This is a genomic window from Bifidobacterium imperatoris (genome assembly GCF_002860405.1).
In the GTDB taxonomy this organism is placed as follows: Bacteria; Actinomycetota; Actinomycetes; order Actinomycetales; family Bifidobacteriaceae; genus Bifidobacterium; species Bifidobacterium imperatoris.
In genome coordinates, this window is sequence record NZ_NMWV01000013.1 from 1 (window position 1) to 20160 (window position 20160).

Consider the following 20160-nt stretch of genomic DNA (forward strand, 5'->3'; position numbering starts at 1 on the left):
CTCCAGCTCGCGGAACGCGAAACCGTCCCAGTCGGCGAGCTCGCCGTGCGCGCGCAGCATGGGCATCCACAGGGGCAGCCTCGCCTTGAGGTACTTCGCGCACGGCGCATCCATCATCAGCCACACCTGGACCAGCAGCTCGCGCGACTGCTCCGAATACCGCTTCGGCCGCTCCGCGGGCGACATCGACGGCCTGCCGCGCCCGGCTTCCGTGAGTCTGCGTCTCGCGGTGCTCCTGCCGATTCCCAGCACGGAGCACATCTCATCGAGGATGCGTCCCTTGTCCTTCTTCGACGCCTTCATGTATTCATCCCTGAATCTCAGGGTGACCTGCCGCTTCGTCGCCATGCTGATCCTGTCTTCCATAAGACAAGCCAAACAGGACCGATACCGTTCGCGCTCATTCCCGATGAGGCACCACCACACCCTACGCGCTCAAAAAACGTGAGGCACGTCGATAATGGGAATTATGCGTGCATATGAGACTACGATGGTGGGGAATCTAAGAACAGGGGCAGCAATGACGGCATACATGGACCATAAGGACCTTGCGAACGAGGTTATCGATCATGCGCGTGCACAAGAAATCGCAGATGGTGTGCATCGAGTGCTTGACCGTATTGCGGCGGCGGAATCCGCTGCCGGTCGAGAGACTGGTTCTGTGCGTCTGCTGGCGGCCACGAAAACCCGTGATGTTGGTGAGATTCTGGCGGCTATCGATGCCGGCGTGCGCATGATTGGCGAGAATCGTCCGCAGGAAGTCGCTGTGAAATCGGCTGGACTGGCGAAGCGACTGGGAGAGCGTGGCTATTCGCTGGGCGTGATGGATGCTGATGCGGCTGCGGCTGCCACGCACATTCCTTTCCACCTCATCGGTCAGTTGCAGTCTAACAAAATCGGCAAAGTACTGCCGGTCGTCGATACCATCGAATCAGTGGATTCCATCGAATTGGCGGAGAAGATTGCCCGCCGGGCCACGATGCGCGGCATTACTGTAGGCGTGCTGTTGGAGGTCAACGAGTCCGGTGAGGAATCCAAGTCCGGTTGCGCGCCGAGCCATGCGATTGATCTGGCCAAGCGCATTGGTTCAATGGGTGGCTTGGAATTACAGGGTTTGATGACCATCGGTGCTCATGTAGATGACGAACGCACGATTCGTGAGGGCTTTGCGCATCTGCGCCGCACTCGTGATCAGATTCTTGCATCCGGTGCTGAAGGCACAAGTGGATGCACTGAGCTTTCGATGGGTATGACCCATGATTTGGCCTATGCCATCGAAGAAGGATCCACCATCGTGCGCGTAGGCACCGCCATCTTCGGCGAACGTGCCTTCATCTGATTGCTAAGTTTTTGTTCTCACCCCGTAGTCTTCTCCATCAGCCCTATAGTCCTCACCATCACTTCTATAGTCTTCTCCATCAGAGAGAACTAGCTCTCAGTGCAAGAAATTCCGGTAAAAAGCCGTATCTTCCCGAATTTCTTGCGCTCAGTGTTGCTCAGTACAAATAATTCGGGAAAACAGGCCTAATCTCCCAAATTCCTTGTACTCAGCTCATCTCAGTGCAAGAAATTCGGGGCGAAAGGAATCTGTATCGGAATTTCTTGTGCTCAGGACTAAGAGTTATAAGGAACGTCATTAAGAGTTATAAGAGAAACGTCAAGTCGAGATAGAGAGGATAAAAAAGGAGCCGTTGCTTCCAACGACTCCTTTTACCCGTAATAGTTCGAATCACGCGTAGATGTTGCGCGGACGCATATCTTCCGGCAGACCTTCGAGCAAAATTGCCACGGAACCTTCCTCGAACACCGATCGAATACCGGCGGCCAGCAGCGGAGCCACGGAAAGCACGGTCATATTTGGCAGGCGCTTCTCTTCCGGAATCGGCACAGTATCCATGAACACGATTTCGTGAGCGCCGCAGTTCTTTAAACGCTCCACAGCCGGGCCGGAAAGCAGACCGTGGGTGGCCACCAAAGTCACAGACTTGGCGCCAGACTCGTTCAGGGTGCGAACGGCTTCGCAGATGGTGCCGGCAGTGTCGACCATATCGTCCACCACCACGCAGTCGCGGCCGTCAACGTCACCGATGATGCCGTGAGCCTCGGCATGGTTCGGACGGGTGATGTCACGCTGCTTATGAATAAAGGCCAGCGGCAGGTTGCCCAACTTGGCGGCCCACTGCTCGGAAACCTTGATACGGCCGGCGTCCGGGGACACGATGGTGGCATTGCTCAGGTCCACGGCGGAGCGCACGTAGTCGAGCAGCACCGGCATGGCGGTCAGATGGTCGACCGGGCCATCGAAGAAGCCCTGCTCCTGAGCGGCATGCAAATCGACAGTCATGATGCGGTCTGCGCCGGCAGCATGGAACAGGTCGAAGATCAGACGAGCGGTGATGGGTTCGCGGCCGCGGTGCTTCTTGTCCTGACGGGAGTAGCCAAGGAACGGGGCCACCACAGTGATGGAGCGTGCGGAGGCGCGCTTCAGGGCGTCGATCATGATGAGCTGTTCCATGATCCACTTGTTGATATCGCCCGAGTGACACTGCAGCACGAACACATCTGCACCACGCACCGGCTTGGCAAAGCGCACGTACATCTCGCCGTTGGCGAAGTCGTATGCGGTGGTTTCGAGAATTTCGGTGCCCAGACATTCGGCCACCTTCTCAGCCAGCTCGGGGTAGGCGCGGCCCGTGACCAGAACGAGTCGTTTATCCGGAGTGCCTTCAAGAATCGCCGACATGCTTTCGCATCCTTTTGTGTTGTTGTGAATTTCAGCTTCATCTAGTGTACAAGCACCCCTGAGCGATGCGGGCCGGAATGTGATGGTTGTGTTGAGGTGTGTTGAAGAATATTGGCATGTGATGTGCATGCAGCTGTGCAGTTGCTTGGTTGTCCCGCTGTTTTGCCGGTCAGCCGCCATGCCAGTGTGCTGACCAGTTGTTTTGCTGGCAAAGTCGGGCCTTAGCCATAGGATGTACAAGTTGCCCAGATGGAAGTAGTGCGTCTGCATGGCTTCCGGGCACAGCGTATACACACTCCTGCCACGGAACGTCCGTGGCCGAATAGTCCGAAGGAGGTGGGTGATGTCTGCGCATAAGTACGAACTGATGTTCATCGCCGATCCTGAGCTGGATGAGCGCGGTCTGAAGAAGCTGACCGAGCAGTATCTGGAGCTCGTCACCAAGGAGGGCGGTTCTTTCGATGAGCCCGATTACTGGGGCCGTCGCAAGCTCGCCTATGAGATTGCCGGTAAGACCGAAGGCAACTACGTCGTCGTGAAGTACACTGCTGAGCCCGCTACTAGCGATGAGCTCGATCGTGTGCTGAACCTCAACGAATCCGTGATCCGTACGAAGATCCTTCGTAAGGGCTGAATTCAAAGCGTTTAGTCAGCTGAACAGCTGATGTGCAAATTGCAAGTAATACGCAAGTAAGAAGGCATGGCATGGCAGGCGAAACCATTATCACCGTGGTCGGCAACCTTACCCGCGATCCTGAGCTGCGCACTATTGGCAGCGGATCGACGGTGGTGAACTTCACCATCGCTGCATCCACTCGTCAGTACAACCGCAACACGAATCAGTGGGAAGACGGCGACACGCTGTTCATGAACTGCTCGGCATGGGATGGTCGCGCTTCGTCGTTGGCCTCCAACATTGCCAGCAGCCTGTCCAAGGGCATGCGCGTGATTGCTCAAGGCCGACTGACCCAGCGTTCTTACCAGGCCCAAGATGGAAGCCAGCGCACGGTTGTTGAACTGCGCGTTGACGAAATCGGCCCGGCACTGTCTCGCGCCACCGCTCAGGTGACGCGCCAGACCAGCCAGGGTGGATTCCAGGGTCGCTCCGGTGGATTCCAGGGTGGCCAGCCCGGTCAGGGCTATGGCAACCAGGGCGGTCAGGGTGCCGGCAATGGCGGCTACAACGGTGGCCAGTCCGGTTATAACGGTGGCCAGAGCAACGGTGGATATAACGGAGGCTATCAGGGTGGTGCTGGATATTCCCAGCAGCCTGCAGCCCCGTCTGCCCCTGCCGCGCCTGCAGTTGATCCGTGGAGCTCCGGTAGCTCTGCTGGTGCTGCTGATTCCGGGTTCACGTTTGGTGGCTCGTCGGAATTTGGCGGCGACGATAACGATCCGGAATTCTAAGAGCCGGATTGTTGACTGCACATTACTGCACACAGCTCAACAGCAGCAATCAATATCAAGATTTATAAGGAGAACATCATGTCCCGTAAGAGGCCGCAACCGCCGGTCAAGCCGTTCAAGAAGAAGCCGAACCCACTGAAGGCTGCCAAGATTACCGAGATCGATTACAAGGACGTTGCGCTGCTGCGTAAGTTCATCTCCGATCGCGGCAAGATTCGTTCCCGCCGTATCACCGGTGTGACCGTTCAGGAACAGCGCGAGATCTCCAAGGCTATCAAGAACGCCCGCGAGATGGCTCTGCTGCCGTACGCCACTTCCGGTCGCTGAGTTAGGAAGGCTTGAACAATGGCTGAATCTAAGGTTATCCTCACCAAGACCGTGGCTCACCTGGGTCACCCGGGCGACGTTGTCAACGTCAAGGCTGGCTACGCTCGCAACTACCTGTTCCCGCAGGGCCTGGCTTTCGCTTGGACCAAGGGCGCTGAGGCTCAGATCACCGCTATGAAGCGCGCTCGTCTGGCCAAGGCCGTTGCCACCCGTGAAGACGCCGTGGCTGCCAAGGCTGCTATCGAGGGCACCACCGTCGAGATCGCTGCCAAGGTTTCCGAGTCCGGCAAGCTGTTCGGTGGCATCTCCAAGGAAGCCATCGCCATCGCTCTGGCCGACAAGGCTCCGGTTGATCCGAAGTCCATCGAGGTCGAGTCCATCAAGACCACCGGCGATTTCCCTGCCAAGGTGGCCCTCCACCCGGAGATTACCGCTTCCTTCTTCGTGAAGGTCGTGGCCGAGTGAACCATTCCGGCGTAATGCTGGAATCTTTCAGGCTAAAAGTCTGAGCTTAAGCATTGAAAGCCCCGCGCTTGTGTGTTCGCACAGCGCGGGGCTTTCGTTTATTTCGTCCCTTGGCTTCCTCTGATGGGCCGAGCCGTAGAGCAAACAGCCCGGTGGGCTGTTTGTAGGCGCGGACGAGCGTCAGCGAGTTAACAGATCGCAGGCGAAGCCTGTCTGTAATTGCGGGGCGAGCTGGTAGCCGAAGGTTGACTGAGGGAGAGACTGGTAAGGAATTACGGGGTATCTCATAATCATGGACATACTCAGCAGCAATCATAGTGTGTGTATTTTGTGAAGCTGTGATGATGTCATGCTTACTGTGCGTGCAGAGTCGACATTCCGTTGCAAAATCGCGAAAATAGAAACGTTGAAATTCCAGGCGACACGCCGAGACTTGCACTCGCTTCGAATCCGAGTATATTTATCACTCGTTGCAAGGAACACTTCAACAACTAACCAACGCCCCTGTAGCTCAGTTGGTTAGAGCAGCTGACTCTTAATCAGCGTGTCCAGGGTTCGAATCCCTGCGGGGGCACAGATAACCGGAACCGAAAGGTTCCGGTTTTTTGTTTTTACGTGTTATCTCACGTTCAGCCCTCGGCGTACACTTATCCCGTTTGCGTGACTTGGCCATTCGGCCGCTGCGGGTCACATTATTCACTAGAACGAGAAAAGAAGAAGCAGTGGAATACTCCCTCTTTACCAAGCTGGCTGCCGAATTCTTCGGCACCGCCATTCTGATGATTTTCGGCAACGGCTCTGTGGCTAACGTCGAACTTAAGAACACCAAGGGCCACCACGCTGGCTGGCTGAACATCGCTATGGGCTACGGCTTTGGTGTGATGTTCCCGGTGTTGATGTTCGGTGCTGTTTCTGGCGCTCACATCAACCCGGCCATGACTCTTGCTCAGGCTATTAACGGTTTGTTCCCGTGGAACGAAGTGCTGCCGTACATTATTGCTCAGCTGCTCGGTGCTGCTCTGGGCCAGTTCATCGTGTACCTGACTTATTGGCCGCATTACAAGGAGACCGAGGATGCTGAGGCTATTCTCGGTACTTTCTGCACCACCGATGCTCACAACGACAAGGCCAACTACTTCCTCAATGAGATGTTCGGTACCCTCGTGCTCGTCTTTGGTGCACTGTGCTGCCTCTCCCTGCCGTGGGGCAAGCAGGATTACGCTGCCGCTTCCATCGTGGTCGGCTTCATTGTGTGGGGTCTTGTGACCTCTATGGGTGGTCCGACCGGCCCTGGTCTGAACCCGGCGCGCGATCTTATGCCGCGACTGCTTCACGCCATTCTGCCGATTCCGTCCAAGGGTTCTTCCCGTTGGGGCGAGGCTTGGATTCCGGTTGTGGCTCCGATTGTTGGTGCCATCATCGGTTGCTGGATGTTCGTATTCTTCTTCGGCGCCTGATTCTTGGTGCATATGGAATGACCTCCGTCGCAAGGCGGAGGTCATTTTTTGTATGAGACTACTGTAGGTTTAGATTTACTTCTCCAGGAAAATCTGCGGTGCCTTAGCGAAGTTGTTGGCGCAATGCTCGCCGCAGAAGTAATAGGTCTTACCTTCATATTCGCGGGTGATGGCGTCAGCGTTCACGGCTACGGTCATACCGCACACCGGGTCGGTTGCGGTCTCACCGTCTACGGGGGCGGCGTGATGCATGTGCATGTTCATATCCATAGGATTCTCCTTGGTGTTGTGTGTGTGATCGGACAAGTGTGTAAGCTCGGTGCGATCATCGACGATGATAGTGGGTTCGTGATTGCCGAGCAGAGAGTTGTTCGCGTCCAGTGAAGATGCGAATGAAGCGTTATTAGCGGGTGCCGCATTAGCTGTATGGGCTGTTTCTGTTGTGTTTTGCGAAATGACTTGCGATGCATCACGCGATAGGGCATTCGATGAATCACGCATTGGTGAATCAATGTTATGGTCGATATTCGCAGCATGTAGGCGGTTTGCATTCAGTACGAGGCAAACGGAGCTTAATGCCATAGCCAATCCTGCGAGCATAGGACTTAGCAGCCAACCAGTGAATGGGTACAGGATGCCAGCTGCAATCGGAATACCAATGATGTTATAACCGAATGCCCAGCCCAAGTTCTCCCGAATATTGCGCATGGTGGCTTCGGACAGATTGATGGCTTTCAGTACGCCACGCAAATCACCGTTCATTAGGGTCACATCTGCGGACTGCATTGCTACATCGGTGCCGGTGCCGATGGCGATGCCAAGATCAGCCTGGGCCAATGCCGGGGCGTCGTTGATACCGTCGCCCACCATAGCAATGAGATTAGCGTCGCCAGAACGCTTCCGGATTGTGGAGTCCGCAACGTTTGTAGCGCTCGTTGTAGTGCGTGCTGTAGGTTGGTCGGTGGTTTTACTGGCGTTGCCGTTATCAGGAGTGCCACTGGAAAGATTGGTGCTCGAGTCGCCCAATGCATACCGAGCGTCGTCTCGCTCGCGTTGCAGCTGTTGAATCCAATGCGCCTTACCGTCAGGTTTGACTTCGCAAATGACGGTGTCAATGCCGACTTCCCGTGCAATACGGGCGGCGACATCAGCTTTATCGCCCGAAAGCATCACTGTGCGAATACCGCGTGCCCGCAAAGCTGCAATCGCTTCAACGGAACCATCTTTGATGGTGTCCTGCTTGTAGCTGGGGCTATTCCAGTCGGCGTTCTTGTCCACCACGCCACGCGTAATAGTGCCGGTCTTGTCGAACACCACGGTACCAATGCGACGGGCCTGCTCCAAAGCCTTCGCCGATGTAACTAACACGCCATTCGTGGCGCCGAGGCCAAGCGCCACTGTTACGGAAAGCGGGGTAGCAAGTCCCAAAGCGCACGGGCAGGCAATAATCAGTACGCTGACTGCCGTAACAAGCGCATGTGCCAATTGCGGAGTCGGGCCAACTGATGCCCAAATCGCGAACGTCCAGACAGCGATAATCATCACCGCGGGGACGAAGTATCGGGCGATGCGATCTGCCAGTTGTTGAACAGGAGCTTTAGTCGCCTGAGCGCGCGCAACCATTGCAGTGATTTGCGAGAGCACAGTGTTTGCACCCACTTGGGTGGCCTTCATCACGCAACTGCCGTGCAGCACCACAGTCGCGCCGGTAAGCAATGCGCCTGTCGACTTGACCACAGGCTTGGATTCACCTGTGATCATCGACTCATCCACTGTGACTTCGCCGGCGGCAACGATGCCATCGGTAGGTACACGTTCGCCATTGCGTACTACCAGCAGATCGTTGGTTGCTATCGAGTCGGCGTCAATATCCGTACTGTGTGTGGGGTTGCGCCATTGTTCACCTGCGCTTGAGTCGGCAAGAATACCGTCATTCAGCTTATGAGCAGTGCGCGGACGCAGCTTGATGAGCGATTGCACTGCTTTACCGGTGCCCTCTCTCGCCTTGTTTTCCAGCAATCGACCAACCAGCACGAGCGTGATGACTACGCCTACAGATTCAAAATACGGTTCACGAGACCCCTCGGGGAACACCCACGGTGCGATGCACGTAACCAAACTGTAGATGTATGCGGCAGAAGTACCCAAGGATACGAGGGAATTCATATCCGGTGAGCGATGAGCAAGCGCCGGGAAACCGACACTGTGGATGGGATGCCCGCAATAGAACATTACCGGTGTGATCAGAATGGCTTGCAGCCACGGGTTGATCATCCAATGCGGCACTAGGGATGGATTGGCCATATGCAACATAGTGGTGGCGAAAACCGGGATGGTGAGCACTGCACCAATGATTACGAGCTTGGTGAGCGTCTTGATTTCATTGCTGCGCTCTTGCGCTTGACGTTGTTCGACTGTCGCCGCATCCACTGCGGGGGTGTTGACATTGACGCTTGCGGAACTTTTGGCTGAGCTGTGAGACGTCCCTACGGTGTTCTTGACTTCCTCTGACGATGAGGCTGGTGAATGGAACTCGTTCGCGTTCCCCTCCACGCGCAGTAATCCGTGCACCATGTTCATGCCGCAGGCGAATGGATACTCGCCGGCAGGTAATGCTGGCAGTTTTACGTCAGTTGCGGTGTTGCCTGGCAGCATCGCATCAAGACCCAAATCGCCAGAGACCACATGTGAGGTGCATTCGCCGGTTTCCTGTCGGTCGAATGTCAGGGTGATGGGCATACCGGCTTTCATGTTCACCACGGCAGGTGAATAGCCTCCCTTGACGGTGATGGTTGCTCGTTGCTGTCCGTCGCTGATTGTGCCGGATGTACCTCGTTGCGGCGCGAAGAAGAATCGCAGAATCGCCCATGTGATAGCAGCGGCTGCCAGCAGTGCTATCACGAATGCAAAGATATTGAATTCCATGCTCGTTCCTTCCTCTCGTTATTCTACTTAATTCATAGTGTATACCCAATACCCCTATGGGGTATATAATTGGTAGTGTTCAGCTGACGGAAAAGAAAGAGGTGCGAAGCCATGCACGGGTATAGCGGCGACAAGGCAAAGATCGTGGCCCGTCTTCGCCGTATTGAAGGACAGGTTCGAGCAATAGAGCAGATGGTGGAGGATGACAAATACTGTATTGACATTCTCACGCAGATTTCTGCTTCGAGTTCGGCGTTGAAGTCTGTGGCATTGCTGTTGTTGGATGATCATCTTGGTCACTGCGTTCGTCAGGCATCGGTTGAAGGCGGGGCGGTGGCCGATGAGAAGCTGTCCGAGGCTTCGACGGCTATCGCGAGGTTGGTCAAATCGTAAGACCATGAGTAGTGCTCTTCCATCATGCACCATAAAAATTAGGAGGGAAAAATTATTCCCTCCCGAAAAACTGATGCGATACTGGGAGCATGCTTGAACAAACGGGAAACGTAATCTTGGTGATTGCGATATTGATAATTGGTGCAGGACTGGGGCTCCTTGCGGGTTTTGTGCTTGGTAAGCATAAGGGGCAGGAAATGGCTCGTAATGCCAAAGCGCAAGAGCTCGAGGAGTCCCGGGCTTTGCTGCAGGACGCGCGGAATGAATCAGCTGAGCTGGCGTCGAACAATGCTGCCGCTCGCGCGCAGATTGAAGGATTGAACCAGCAGCTGGCGTTCGTCAAATCGCAGTTAACACAGGCGCAGCAGGCGGAACAAATCCGTATTCAGCATGAGCGTGAACGCGCTGCTGCAGAAGCGGAGGAACGTCGCAAAGCTGAAGCCAAGGCCGCGGAAGAGAAGCGTTTGGCGGATGCGCGGGCTGCCGAGACTAAGCGCCAGGAACAGGAATCTCGCTTGAAAGAGCAGAGCAAGGTATTGGAAGCGCTCGCTCCAGTAGCCAAGAATCTTGATGCTTTGCAGAATAAGGTCACTCAGATTGAGGAGGGGCGCAAACAGGAGATGGGCGCATTAGGCGCTCAGCTTAAAGGGCTCAACGATCAGCAGGCTCGTTTGGATAAGGAAACCAGTTCGCTTTCCGCTGCGTTACGCAATAACAAGGTGCGTGGCGCATGGGGTGAAGCGCAGCTTAAGAACATTGTGGAATCTGCAGGCCTGCTTGAACATGTCGATTTCGACACGCAGGTAGTGGTCACCGGTGCAGATGGCCGAACACTGCGTCCGGATATGATCGTGCATCTGCCTGGCGGCAAAACCATTCCGATTGACGCTAAGGTGCCATATGCCGATTACCAGCGGGCGTGCGAGATTCCGGAAACGGCAAGTCCTGAAGATTTGGCTCGTCGTGATGATTTGTTGCGTTCCCATGCCAGGGCATTGCGCGATCATGTGCGCGCGCTGGGAGAGAAAGCGTATTGGAATGCCTTCACAACCGCTCCGGATTTCGTAGTGGCATTTATTCCCAATGAAGCATTACTGCAGGCAGCGCTTGAAGCCGATCCCACGCTAATGGATGATGCGTTCTCTCGCAAAGTGGCGCTTACTTCGCCAGTCACGCTATGGGCTGTGTTGAAGTCCGTCGCGTATGCATGGCAGCAGCAATCGCTTACCGATGACGCCAAGCAGCTTTTCGATCTGTCTCGTGAATTGTATGAGCGTTTTGCGGTGCTGGGTGACTATGCAACCAAGCTGGGTACGCAGATTTCCAAGACGGTCGGTGCATATAACAAGTTCGCGGCCAGCCTGGAACGCCGTGTGCTACCCACTGCTCGCAAACTGCAGAAGATTGAGCCGACCAAGGTAATTGAGGAAGTGCCGTTGATTGAATCCGACAAAGGCAATATCAACGAGCTCTCCGCACCTGAAGTCATTTCCGCTGAAGGTAGCGACGCGGCGTAACGCGTAAAAGTGAGGGGCATCGCATTTGCAGTGAAAACCGTGTTTGGAAAGCAATTGGACTTTGTTTTCTCAAGGATAAGGAAAGTCTTTGGGGATCGTCTTCCATTCCTGACCCCCTCAGGCGATAGGCTTGCACCATGACTGAATCTGGATTCCGCCCGACTGGTACGCCGGACCTTGCCGGTGCAAAGAGCGTCAACGACTTTGCGATGATGGAGCCGCGTGAGCAGCTTGCTACCTTGCTGAAGCAGCATGTGGTTGGTCGTCCGTTCTCCGAACTGGCTTCGGTGACTTTTGACCATCACGCAGCTCCAATCATGGGCCATGTGCTCATCGACGCTTTGGAAGATGCCGGCTATTCGGTGGACGATTTCGACGCGGTAGGTGCTTTGACCGCAGCCGCGGTGCCGATGGTCTCTGCCATGATTCAAGCAGCTGCTTCCCGTGGCGAAGATTTGGACGGATTCGTAATGGATTTCGTATATCCCTCCATTAAGGGGCCGTCCATCGAAGGCCGTCGAGTTGTATTGCTGGATGCATGGTTGTCGGAGAAGTCCTACGTGCAGACCAGCTCGTTGGTCACGCTGCGTAACGGCAATGAGCTCAGCCTCGATTTTGGCATCGTGGAACAACTTGGTGCGAAGGTTGTAGCCATTGCATCGCTGGTTGGCGGCGGCGCCAAAGACATCAATGTGGTGAATCCAGCAACAGGAGATAGTCAGGTATTGCCGTTCGTCCAGGTCTTTGACGAGTCCGAACTCCGTTCATAGTTCATAGCGCGTTGTATTGGTATGAGCTCCCTGAGCTCAAGCGAGGGGAGAAAGGCAAGCGTAACGATTATCTCGTGCCGCGCGGATGCCTGCAGAGGAGTATATTGTGCACGCACCAAATCAGATTTCCTTGGCCGCAAAGGCTTCCGGCGAACCTGAATTCCGTGAAATCGGTGTAGGGCCGTGGGCTGAAACTCATCCCGGCGAACCTCGCCCGGATGATCAAACATCTCCGAACTATGATGCGCGCTTCGACACCGAATTGCTGAACGATGGCGATCGCCGCAATGTACTCGATCGCTACCGGTACTGGACAGTTCAAGCCATTAAAGACGACTTGGACGCACATGGCCGCCATGATTTCGAAGTCGCGGTGGAAAACTGGACCCACGATTTTAATATCGGTTCTATGGTGCGTACGGCCAATGCCTTCCAATCCAAGCGCGTGCACATCGTTGGCCCACATAAGTGGAATCGTAAAGGTGCATTGATGACCGAGCTCTACCAGCATGTAGAGCATCACCCATCAATTGCCGAACTGGTGGAATGCTGGCATCATCGCATCGCTGGCGAAATCGCTGCTGAACGCGCCCGAGCCGCTGCAGCTGCCATCCATATTCATGAATATGGTGCGAATGCCTCTGTAGAGGGCAGCCAGTCATTGATTCCCAACTCGTTCGATGCGAGTAATACGAGTAACGCTGGCGGTATCTCCCTTGTGCAAAGCGCAATGGCGGAACTTGCAGACGCAGATAATCGCATCAAAGAACTGCAGTCGGCCCGAGTCATCGCCCTTGACATCATCCCAGGCGCAGTGCCAATGGAAACCTACCGATTCCCCCAACGCTGCCTACTGCTGTTCGGAGCAGAAGGCCCAGGTTTAAGCCAAAAAGCTCTCGACCTTGCCGATGACGTGGTCTACATTTCCCAGTTCGGATCTGTGCGCTCCATCAATGCCGGCGCAGCAGCAGCCGTAGCCATGCATGCCTGGATTGCTCAGCACGCTACTATCGCCTAAACCTGAGCTGACCCGGCCGGCAGAATACTCAGAAGTGAACGGGGAATAACATTCCCTTGCAATACCGCCAGTAGTACTGGCGGGGCGTTAAATCGGCGCGTAAAGTTGAATCATGATTGAGGTTGAGGGGCTCAGCAAACGATTCAAGTCCAAACAAGCGTTGAATAACGTGACCTTTACAGCCGCAGATGGCAAGGTCACAGGTTTTCTGGGGCCCAACGGTGCAGGCAAATCCACCACCATGCGTGCGATGCTTGGCCTCATTACTCCAGACAGCGGCCATGCGTTGATTGATGGCAAGCCATTCGCCAGCCTGCGCGCTCCAATGCGTGCAGTCGGGGCGGTGTTGGACGCGAAATCCGCACATCGTTCGAGATCAGCTCGCGACCATCTGCTGGCTTTGGCTTATACCAATAACATCCCCAAACGTCGGGTGGACGAGGTCATCGACATGACTGGCTTGTCTAATGTGGCGAAAACCAAAGCAGGTCGCTTTTCTTTGGGCATGAGCCAGCGCCTGTCCATTGCCGCGGCGTTACTGGGAGACCCCCATAATCTGGTGTTGGACGAGCCCATCAACGGGCTCGACCCAGAAGGCGTGAAATGGGTACGCGACTTGTGCCGCTACTATGCCGTGCAAGGGCGTGCCGTACTGCTGAGTTCACATCTTATGAGCGAGGTGGCGCTTACTGCAGACGATCTTGTAATCATCGGGCAAGGCAACATTCTGGAAACCACAACAGTCAGTAAGTTCGTAGCTGAACATTCCGCACGGTCCATCCGCGTAGTCACCCCCGAGCCGGACAAGCTCAAAGCGATTTTTTCTTCGGCGCAAGAAGTGCAGGTCATATCAGATCAACGTACCCCTGCAGACCCGCCTGTTGGCGAGGTCTTCCGCATCACCGGAGCCGATTTGGTCACAGCAGCCCACGTATTTGCCCAAGCTGGACTCATCACCTATGAGCTTATCGAGGAACACGCCTCACTAGAGGAGGCATACATGGCATTAACTCATAATCAGGTCGAATATCAGACTAAACCGGTTGCGGAGGTGACGCGATGAGTTCCAATAATGCCCATGCAAGCGCTAATGCCAATGTCATGAATACCCAGAGCATCACTGGCCGCTACCAGCAACGCTCCTCCAGCCGGCGCGCCAACCGTTGGTCTCGCCGCAGCCGACTGTCGTTCCTCGGCTCACTCAAGGCCGAACTGCTCAAGCTCCAATCATTGAAATCCACATGGATTCTCCTCGGCCTAGCCGCCGCACTTATGGTGGGCATGGCCGCACTGAGCGCCTGGACCATAACGCTCATGGCCACCATTGATATCACCACCGGCACAACACTCGACCAACCCAAGCCGCTCGCCGCCGTCGATCTTTGGGCGGTACTGGCATCCTCGGGCAGTACCGCCGCGCTGGTGATTGGCATTTTCGGCGTTATGGCCATCACCAGCGAATACACCACATCCGCCATTCAATCTAGCCTGACTGCCAATCCCAGACGAGGCATGTTCTATATCAGCAAGTCAATCGCCGTGGCACTCTGCGCGCTCGCCTCAGGCATCGTGGGTATTCTGCTGGCCTCTGGCATACTCTGGCTGTTCGTCCAAGGTCATGATGTTGCGCCGCTCAGCGATGGCCAATGGCGAATCATCCCCATCACCGTAGTCGGATTCCCGGTAGTCATCATGCTCATTGCGTTGATGGCGGTAGGACTAGGCGGTTTGACCCGTTCCACAGTAGGCGGAGTCAGCGCAGTGGTCGTGCTGCTTATGGTGCTCTCATCCGTATTGGCCATCGTTTCTATGGCGGTCAGTCAGATTTCCTGGCTTGGCACCTTGGCTTATCTCACGCCTGATATGGCGATGAATAATTTCCTCGGAGCGAGCATCAACAGTGAGGCAGTCTCTTCGGTCACTTCTCAGCAGAACTACTGGATTCCCGAATGGTGGCAGTCCGGATTGATGCTGCTGGTTTGGGTAGCCGCGGCTTGGACTGGCGGCTTACTCGTTACCAATTATGTGGATGTGAAGTAAAGAGGTGTGCGGCACTGTTCCGCAATGTCAGCTTCATGCTTTGAGCGCTGATATTCAGCGTGTCACAAACCGCTCGTATAGTAAGGCGCATGCCAACATTTTCACGCGAAGAAATCGTGCATTTGGGCGATCTTGCCCGAATCGCGCTCACCGATGAGGAAATCACCCGTCTGCAGGGCGAACTGAACGTCATCGCAGACTCCATTAACAAGGTGCAGGAAGTCGCTTCCGACGACGTCGAGCCCACCGCAAACCCGGTTCCGCTCGAAGCCTACATGCGCCCGGACGTTGCCGAAACCCCGCTCACGCAGGAAGAGGCTCTTGCAGGAGGCCCGAAGACCGAGGCCGGTATGTTCGTGGCACCGCGAATCCTGGGAAGCGAGGAGTGAACCCGATGAGCAACGAAACCGCAACTCTCGTTAAGCTGTCCGCCGCCGAGCAGGCTGCTGCCATCAAGAAGGGCGACGTCACCTCTCGCGAGCTGGTCGAAGCCCACCTCAAGGTCATCGAAGCCGCCGAGCCATCCATCAAGGCCTTCCTGAAGGTCTCCGGCGATGTGGCTCTCGAGCAGGCCGATGCCTTCGACAAGAAGTCCGCCGAAGACAAGGCCGCTCTGCCTGAACTGGCCGGCGTGCCGATTGCCATCAAGGACATGATTGTCACCAAGGGCATCGAAACCACCGCAGCCTCCAAGATTCTCGAAGGCTGGGTGCCGCCGTACGACGCAACCGTCATCGAAAAGCTCAAGGCCGCTGGCATGCCGTTGCTCGGCAAGACCAACCTGGATGAGTTCGCACAGGGCTCCTCCACCGAGCACTCCGCCTATCAGACCACCCACAATCCGTGGGATACCGAGCGTGTGCCTGGCGGTTCCGGTGGTGGTTCTGCCTCCGCAGTCGCCGCATTCGAGGCTCCGCTGGCCCTCGGCACCGATACCGGTGGCTCCATCCGTCAGCCGGGCGCTCTGACCGGCACTGTCGGCGTCAAGCCCACCTACGGTGGCGTTTCTCGTTTCGGCGCCATTGCTATGGCCTCCTCTCTGGATCAGATTGGCCCGGTTTCCCGTACCGTGCTCGATTCTGCTCTGCTGCAGGAAGTCATTGGTGGCCATGATCGCCGCGATTCGACTTCCATTCCTGAAGGCCCGCGCCCGATGGTCGCCGCCGCACGCGAAGGCGCTAAGCGCGATCTCAAGGGTCTGAAGGTCGGCCTCATCAAGGAGCTCGGCGGTGATGGCTTCCAGCCTGGCGTCGAAGCCCGCTTCAACGAGGCTGTCGACAAGCTCAAGGAAATGGGCGCCGAGGTCGTTGAGGTTTCCGTACCGCACATCGGCTACTCCCTGGGCGCTTACTACATCATCATGCCGTCTGAGGTGAGCTCCAACCTGGCTCGCTACGATGGTATGCGCTACGGCTTGCGCGTGATGCCACCGGCTGGTGTACCGCAAACCGCCGCCAACATGATGGCCTACACCCGTGAGGCTGGCTTCGGCGACGAGGTCAAGCGTCGTATTATCCTCGGCACCTATGCGCTGTCCGCTGGCTATTACGATGCTTGGTACGGTTCCGCTCAGAAGGTCCGTACTCTCATCATCCAGGACTTCAAGAAGGCCTTCGAACAGGCTGACGTGCTGGTCTCCCCGACCTCCCCGTCCACCGCCTTCAAGTTCGGCGAGAAGATGGACGATCCGCTGGCCATGTACATGAACGATATTGCCACCATTCCAGCCAACCTCGCCGGTGTGCCGGCCATGTCCATTCCGGCCGGCCTCTCCGACGATGGCCTGCCTGTTGGCTTCCAGTTCATCGCCCCGCAGCAGCGCGACGAAGTCATGTACAAGCCGGCAGCCGCACTTGAGGCAGCCCTTGAGGAAAGCTGGGGCGGCCCGATTTGGAACAGCCTCAAGACCCCGTGGCTTGACGGTCTCGCTGAGTAAAGCATCGGAAGGAAAGATAAGCAACATCATGGCTGAAAAACTGATGAAGTACGCCGATGCCACCAAGAAGTATGATGTGGTCTTCGGCTTGGAAACCCACGTTGAGCTCAGCACGAACACTAAGCTGTTCTGCCCGGCTCATATCGAGTTCGGTGGTGAGCCGAACACTCAGCTGACCCCGGTTTCCCTGGGTCTGCCGGGTAGCCTTCCGGTAGTCAACAAGACGGCTGTTGATTACGCCATCAAGCTGGGTCTTGCCCTGCACTGCGAAATCGCCGAGTGGAGCCAGTTCGCTCGTAAGAACTACTTCTACCCGGACATGCCGCGCGATTACCAGATTTCCCAGTACGATAAGCCCACCAATGGCAACGGCTACTTGGATGTTGAGCTGGAAGACGGCACTGTGTTCCGCGTGCCGATCGAGCGCGCCCACATTGAGGATGACGCTGGCAAGAACACCCACGTCGGTGGTGCTGACGGCCGTATCGAAGGTGCCGATCACTCTCTCGTGGATTACAACCGTGCCGGCGTGCCGCTGATTGAGATTGTGACCAAGCCGATTGAGGGCGCTGGCGACCGTGCTCCGGAAATCGCAGGTGCTTACATGCGTGCCATCCGTGACATCGTGCGTGCGCTGAACATCAGCCACGCTCGCATGGAGCAGGGCAACATGCGCGCCGACGTGAACGTTTCCCTGCGTCCGTCCGCCGATGCTCCGTACGGCACTCGTTCTGAAACCAAGAACGTGAACTCCTTCCGCGGCATTGAGAAGACCATCCAGTACGAGATTCGCCGTCAGGCCGCTCGTCTGGATGAAGGCAAGGATATTCTGCAGGAGACCCGCCACTGGGATGAGGCTACGCAGACCACTGCTGGCGGCCGTGTGAAGTCCGATGCTGACGATTACCGTTACTTCCCGGATCCGGATCTGGTGATGCTGCACATCACCAAGGAGCATATCGAAGAGATCAAGGCCCAGATGCCGGAGATGCCGCGTGAACGTCGCAACCGTCTCAAGGCTGAATGGGGCTTGAGCGATCTGCAGATGCGTGACATCCTCAACGCCGACGCTCTCGACCTGATTGAGGACACCGTCAAGGCTGGCGCTAAGGCTGCTGGCGCCCGCAAGTGGTGGCTGGGCGAGCTGTCTCGCGCCGCCAACGCTCAGGGTGTCTCCCTCGAAGAGCTGCCGATTACTCCGGCCGATGTGGCTGAAGTCGAAAAGCTCATTGCCGATGGCAAGCTCAACGACAAGCTCGCTAAGCAGACCGTCGAAGGTGTGCTGAAGGGCGAAGGCACTCCGGATGAGGTCGTCAAGAAGCACGGCTACAAGATCGTCGAAGACAACGGCGCTATCGAAGCCGCTGTCGACGCTGCATTCGAGGCCAACCCCGACGTGGTTGAGAAGCTCAAGAGCGGCAACATGAAGCCGATGGGTGTGATCATCGGTGCCGTGATGAAGGCCACCCGCGGTCAGGCCGATGCCAAGGCCGTCACCAAGGTGGTCATGGGCAAGATCAAGTCCTGAGCCATTAAGCCGGCAGGCTGCTGAACAGGCCGTAACTGCGCGAGAGAACAATAACCCCGCGCAGTTACGGCCTGTTTTGTTGCATAAAGAGGCAGTAACTGCGCGTGGTTGGGCAGTGGCTCGCTCCACAGCCTCTTTCCAGCGTTCACCCAGCAGAGTAAGATATGTTCGGCACTGATCGTGAGCGAATCATGAGTCATCATGAGCCGAAACAGGGGACGAACATCAAATGACCGAGACCAACGAGACGTTGAGCATGCCAGCGGACGCGCAGGTCAAGCGTGACCTGCCTCAAAGCATCATCATTCCGCCGATCCAAGGCGAAATGGTGCATTTACGTCCGGCTACGTTGGAGGATTTGCCGCGTCTTGATGAACTTGACGCGTTTTACGGTGCTTCCAAAATCACTGGCAAGGATGCGGCTACTGAACGTTCTATGATTCATACATGGGTACGCCGTTCTCAGGCATGGGAGTCCGGCTTGGCTCCTGCGGAGTCTGGCGTTGGCGATCCGGAATCTCGCCGAACTATCGCATGGGCAGTAGTGACTGATGCCGATCACGATGAAGATGGCAAAGCCGATGCTGCCTCGACCGACAATGTTATCGGCATGATTTTCCTGATCGATATCGATGGTTGGTCTCGTTCCGCCCGCATTCAGATTGTGCTTGGTCGTGATTACCGTGGTCGTGGCTACTCGCGTGATGCCATGCCCCGCGTTATGACGTACGGTTTCGCCTCGGAGCCGGCAGGTCTCGGCATGCATCGTATTTGGGTGGCTGTTCCGGAGAACAATACGCGTTCGATTTCGGTGTACCAGTCTCTTGGTTTTGTGCCATCCGGAACTTCGCGCGATGCGTTGTGGGATGCTGAAAACAGCAAGTATCAGGATTTGATTGTGATGGACACATTGGTGGACGAATACGATCCAATCCGTTCGCTTGACGCATTCGGTATGCATTTGATTGAAAACAATCCGGGTGTGCAGGAAGCGCTTGCTGCACGCGAGCATTCTGTGGCTCTTCGTCAGAACAATGCAGCTGAAAGTACTTCTGCGGGAGTGGAAACATTGCGTTCCGGCGATGCACAGGATACGTCGGCAGCACATGCGGCGGATGCGCGTAAGAGCGCGGCGGATGCGCAGAAGTCAGATGGGTCAGCGGAAACCCAGCACGAGAAGTCCCGTTTGACTGCGGAAGAAGAAAGCAATTGGCCATACGGGCAAGGCGAGCGTAAGGCTTCCAAGGAAGCATGGTGGCGCACGCTGGGCCGTGGTCGTAAGCGTGATACAGAAAGCGAGAAGTGAACGTAGCATGAGCGCCGAGGATCTCGACAATTACGAAACCGATGCCGAGCTCGCCCTGTATAAGGAATATCGCGACGTTATCAAGCTGTTCACCTATGTTGTGGAAACCGAACGTCGCTTCTACTTGGCGAACAAGGTTGATTTCAACGTCCGTTCCGCTGGACAGGATGTGTATTTTGATGTGCAGTTGACTGATGCTTGGGTGTGGGATGTGTACCGTTCCAGCCGATTCGTCAAGTCTGTGCGCATTGTGACCTTCAAGGATGTCAACGTCGAAGAGGTGCAGAAAACCGACATTGACATCCCCGACGATATTCATTAAGCACTC

Annotated in this window: 17 protein-coding genes, 1 tRNA gene and 6 pseudogenes; 20 read left to right on the plus strand and 4 right to left on the minus strand. The window is 56.0% G+C overall.

Annotated elements, in window-relative coordinates:
• A pseudogene (locus Tam1G_RS05555) lies at positions 1-366 on the minus strand (integrase catalytic domain-containing protein); the annotation flags it as partial.
• 154 nt (positions 367-520) lie between these two features.
• Here Tam1G_RS05555 and Tam1G_RS05560 point away from each other — a divergent pair.
• Complete coding sequence (locus tag Tam1G_RS05560) at positions 521-1339, plus strand: YggS family pyridoxal phosphate-dependent enzyme (protein ID WP_165781917.1); 819 nt, start codon at positions 521-523, stop codon at positions 1337-1339.
• 390 nt (positions 1340-1729) lie between these two features.
• On the opposite strand, the gene Tam1G_RS05565 is transcribed toward Tam1G_RS05560, so the two are convergent.
• The gene (locus Tam1G_RS05565; protein ID WP_101625745.1) at positions 1730-2743 is read right to left on the minus strand and encodes a ribose-phosphate diphosphokinase; all 1014 of its coding nucleotides are present in this window, start codon (positions 2741-2743) and stop codon (positions 1730-1732) included.
• A gap of 343 nt (positions 2744-3086) precedes the next feature.
• Here Tam1G_RS05565 and rpsF point away from each other — a divergent pair, with 343 nt between their 5' ends.
• From rpsF to Tam1G_RS05595, 6 genes are all read left to right on the plus strand, one after another.
• Positions 3087-3377, plus strand: coding sequence for a 30S ribosomal protein S6 (gene rpsF / locus Tam1G_RS05570; RefSeq protein ID WP_003828111.1), 291 nt, complete (start codon positions 3087-3089; stop codon positions 3375-3377).
• A 71-nt stretch (positions 3378-3448) separates the two neighbouring features.
• Positions 3449-4150 carry a single-stranded DNA-binding protein gene (ssb, locus tag Tam1G_RS05575; protein ID WP_033890662.1) on the plus strand — a complete coding sequence of 234 codons (702 nt, stop codon included), beginning with the start codon at positions 3449-3451 and terminating at the stop codon, positions 4148-4150.
• Between the two features lie 78 nt (positions 4151-4228).
• Complete coding sequence (gene rpsR, locus Tam1G_RS05580; RefSeq protein ID WP_033890661.1) at positions 4229-4477, plus strand: 30S ribosomal protein S18; 249 nt, start codon at positions 4229-4231, stop codon at positions 4475-4477.
• A gap of 18 nt (positions 4478-4495) precedes the next feature.
• The gene (gene rplI, locus Tam1G_RS05585; protein WP_033890660.1) at positions 4496-4942 is read left to right on the plus strand and encodes a 50S ribosomal protein L9; all 447 of its coding nucleotides are present in this window, start codon (positions 4496-4498) and stop codon (positions 4940-4942) included.
• A 500-nt stretch (positions 4943-5442) separates the two neighbouring features.
• Positions 5443-5516 (plus strand) — tRNA-Lys (locus Tam1G_RS05590).
• Between the two features lie 148 nt (positions 5517-5664).
• On the plus strand, positions 5665-6399 hold the full coding sequence (locus Tam1G_RS05595) for an MIP/aquaporin family protein (RefSeq protein ID WP_101625746.1): 735 nt from the start codon (positions 5665-5667) through the stop codon (positions 6397-6399).
• Positions 6400-6474: 75 nt separating this feature from the next.
• Here Tam1G_RS05595 and Tam1G_RS05600 read toward each other — a convergent pair.
• Positions 6475-8793 (minus strand): annotated as a pseudogene (locus Tam1G_RS05600) (HAD-IC family P-type ATPase); the annotation flags it as partial.
• Positions 8794-9015: 222 nt separating this feature from the next.
• Positions 9016-9324, minus strand: a pseudogene (locus tag Tam1G_RS12080) (cupredoxin domain-containing protein); the annotation flags it as partial.
• A gap of 111 nt (positions 9325-9435) precedes the next feature.
• Here Tam1G_RS12080 and Tam1G_RS05605 point away from each other — a divergent pair.
• The 13 genes and pseudogenes from Tam1G_RS05605 to Tam1G_RS05655 all read left to right on the plus strand — a co-directional run bounded on the left by Tam1G_RS05605 (position 9436) and on the right by Tam1G_RS05655 (position 20154).
• On the plus strand, positions 9436-9717 hold the full coding sequence (locus Tam1G_RS05605) for a metal-sensitive transcriptional regulator (RefSeq protein WP_101625748.1): 282 nt from the start codon (positions 9436-9438) through the stop codon (positions 9715-9717).
• Positions 9718-9806: 89 nt separating this feature from the next.
• Positions 9807-11234, plus strand: a complete 1428-nt coding sequence (locus Tam1G_RS05610; RefSeq protein WP_101625749.1) for a DNA recombination protein RmuC — start codon at positions 9807-9809, stop codon at positions 11232-11234.
• Positions 11235-11371: 137 nt separating this feature from the next.
• The gene (locus tag Tam1G_RS05615; RefSeq protein ID WP_033890655.1) at positions 11372-12004 is read left to right on the plus strand and encodes a type I phosphoribosyltransferase; all 633 of its coding nucleotides are present in this window, start codon (positions 11372-11374) and stop codon (positions 12002-12004) included.
• Positions 12005-12110: 106 nt separating this feature from the next.
• Positions 12111-12627, plus strand: a pseudogene (locus Tam1G_RS12085) (RNA methyltransferase); the annotation flags it as partial.
• Positions 12628-12665: 38 nt separating this feature from the next.
• Complete coding sequence (locus Tam1G_RS12090; protein WP_423220502.1) at positions 12666-13022, plus strand: TrmH family RNA methyltransferase; 357 nt, start codon at positions 12666-12668, stop codon at positions 13020-13022.
• A 112-nt stretch (positions 13023-13134) separates the two neighbouring features.
• Positions 13135-14085, plus strand: a complete 951-nt coding sequence (locus Tam1G_RS05625) for an ATP-binding cassette domain-containing protein (RefSeq protein ID WP_101625750.1) — start codon at positions 13135-13137, stop codon at positions 14083-14085.
• A complete protein-coding gene (locus Tam1G_RS05630) occupies positions 14082-15062 on the plus strand; it encodes a permease of ABC transporter system (protein ID WP_033890651.1) in 981 nt (326 codons plus the stop codon). The genes Tam1G_RS05625 and Tam1G_RS05630 overlap by 4 nt, the downstream gene beginning before the upstream one ends.
• Positions 15063-15151: 89 nt before the next feature.
• Entirely contained in the window at positions 15152-15451 is a 300-nt protein-coding gene (gene gatC, locus Tam1G_RS05635; RefSeq protein ID WP_033890649.1) for an Asp-tRNA(Asn)/Glu-tRNA(Gln) amidotransferase subunit GatC, read from the plus strand.
• A gap of 5 nt (positions 15452-15456) precedes the next feature.
• Positions 15457-16998: an Asp-tRNA(Asn)/Glu-tRNA(Gln) amidotransferase subunit GatA gene (gene gatA / locus Tam1G_RS05640; protein ID WP_033890648.1), complete on the plus strand. Its 1542-nt coding sequence runs from the start codon at positions 15457-15459 to the stop codon at positions 16996-16998.
• A gap of 28 nt (positions 16999-17026) precedes the next feature.
• Positions 17027-18526 (plus strand): Asp-tRNA(Asn)/Glu-tRNA(Gln) amidotransferase subunit GatB, encoded by a 1500-nt coding sequence (gene gatB, locus Tam1G_RS05645; RefSeq protein WP_033890647.1) that lies wholly within the window; start codon positions 17027-17029, stop codon positions 18524-18526.
• 229 nt (positions 18527-18755) lie between these two features.
• Positions 18756-19560 (plus strand): annotated as a pseudogene (locus tag Tam1G_RS05650) (GNAT family N-acetyltransferase); the annotation flags it as partial.
• A 155-nt stretch (positions 19561-19715) separates the two neighbouring features.
• Positions 19716-19832: pseudogene (locus tag Tam1G_RS12095) on the plus strand (GNAT family N-acetyltransferase); the annotation flags it as partial.
• Positions 19833-19839: 7 nt separating this feature from the next.
• Positions 19840-20154 (plus strand): DUF2469 domain-containing protein, encoded by a 315-nt coding sequence (locus tag Tam1G_RS05655; protein ID WP_033890645.1) that lies wholly within the window; start codon positions 19840-19842, stop codon positions 20152-20154.
• The last annotated feature ends 6 nt before the right edge of the window (positions 20155-20160 follow it).